Genomic DNA, 1,506 nt, shown 5'->3' on the forward strand with positions numbered 1-1,506 from the left:
CGCATAGCATTTGATATTTTACCCCATAAAAGCACGTTTAGATTGGATAGGGGTTTTTTGCGCTTTTTTAATGGGGCTTGGCCCCACAACTTATTAGGCTATACAGTAAAACGTGCCACAAACTGTATAAGCATAAGCGCTCTGATATGGGTTAAGTCTTCTGAAAAAAAGAAACATCTTTTGAAAAAGGAAAATATCTTCTAGAAAAGAAGGAGAAAAGTAAAGGAAAGGATGCAAAGGATGTGATCGGAGGATTCGGCCGACCCTCCGCCGGCATTTATTTACACGAACAGTGAGCCGCAGCCGAATGCGAAGTATTCGTGTGCGGCGAGCGTCGCGATAGCGAGATAAAACTCGCACAGCGTGTTTTATCTCGCTAACTAAAATAAGACAATACCCGAAAAAACCTCCAGGACAGCAGCATACCCTGTCCTGAGTGGACCACCACGTACCTTCAGGTGCGTGGTGGTTCATAACATTGTCCTGAAGAATCCTCAACAAGTTACAGAAAAAAGCGCATGACACCGATCACCTGCCCGAGAATCGAGAACGAATGATCCCCCGTCACAATGATCGGATCCATATGGTCGTTCTCCGGCTGAAGACGAACGTATCCGTTCTCCCGGTAGAAGGTCTTCACCGTGGCAGAATCATCAATCAGAGCCACCACCATCTGTCCGTTTCGGGCTGCATTTGTCTGACGTACCAGCACAAGGTCACCGTCAAGGATTCCGGCATTAATCATGCTTTCCCCGTGTACGCGCAGCATAAAAGTCTGACCGTTCGGCAGTTTATTTACCGGGATAGGAAAATAAGACTCCACCTGTTCCACGGCCAGAAGCGGCTGACCCGCAGCAACATTTCCAATCACCGGAACATTCTGATACTCTATGGCCTGACCGGTTTCTGCAGCCGGATCGAGCTGTCTCAAGCGTTCTTCACGAAAATCATCGTCCAGAATCTCAATTGCTCTTGGCTTTGTCGCGTCCTTGCGTATATAACCGTTCTTCTCCAGCGTCTCCAGATGTGCGTGAACGGATGATGTGGATTTAAGATGAACCGCTTCACAAATCTCGCGCACGGACGGCGGAAAACCGCGGTCGAGAATCTCCTTCTTCAAATAATCAAGAATCTCCTGCTGCTTCTTGCTGATTGGTTTCCTTCCTGACGCTATATGAGCATTCGACGTTATATGAGCATTCGAAGATGTATTCATAAACACTCCCCCAGACTATAGAAAAAATCTCCCATGGCACCTGCAGACACGGAAGTTCGCTGAATTCAAATGAATATTCAGAAAAAAAGCTTTACATAAATATACCATACGCACTTTAAAAAAGCAAACACATTTTCCGAACATGTATTCGTTTTTACCGAACAAACATTCGTTTTTTATGTCAAGCATAAATGAAAATGTCTCGAAAAAACTTTAACATGAGCCCCGGTTTTCCGGGGCTTTTATTTAATATCCGTGTTAACACTCTAATCATGCACTTTTTAGATCTT

General features: G+C 45.0%; 1 protein-coding gene. It reads right to left on the bottom strand.

Going from position 1 to position 1,506, the window contains the following annotated elements:
• Positions 1-502: 502 nt before the first annotated feature.
• Positions 503-1,174, bottom strand: a complete 672-nt coding sequence (gene lexA, locus ACTQ3A_RS13860) for a transcriptional repressor LexA (protein WP_441100275.1) — start codon at positions 1,172-1,174, stop codon at positions 503-505.
• Positions 1,175-1,506: the final 332 nt, after the last annotated feature.

Origin of the sequence: Bilifractor sp. LCP21S3_F8 (assembly GCF_052117805.1) — a bacterium.
Classification (GTDB): Bacteria; Bacillota; Clostridia; order Lachnospirales; family Lachnospiraceae; genus Bilifractor.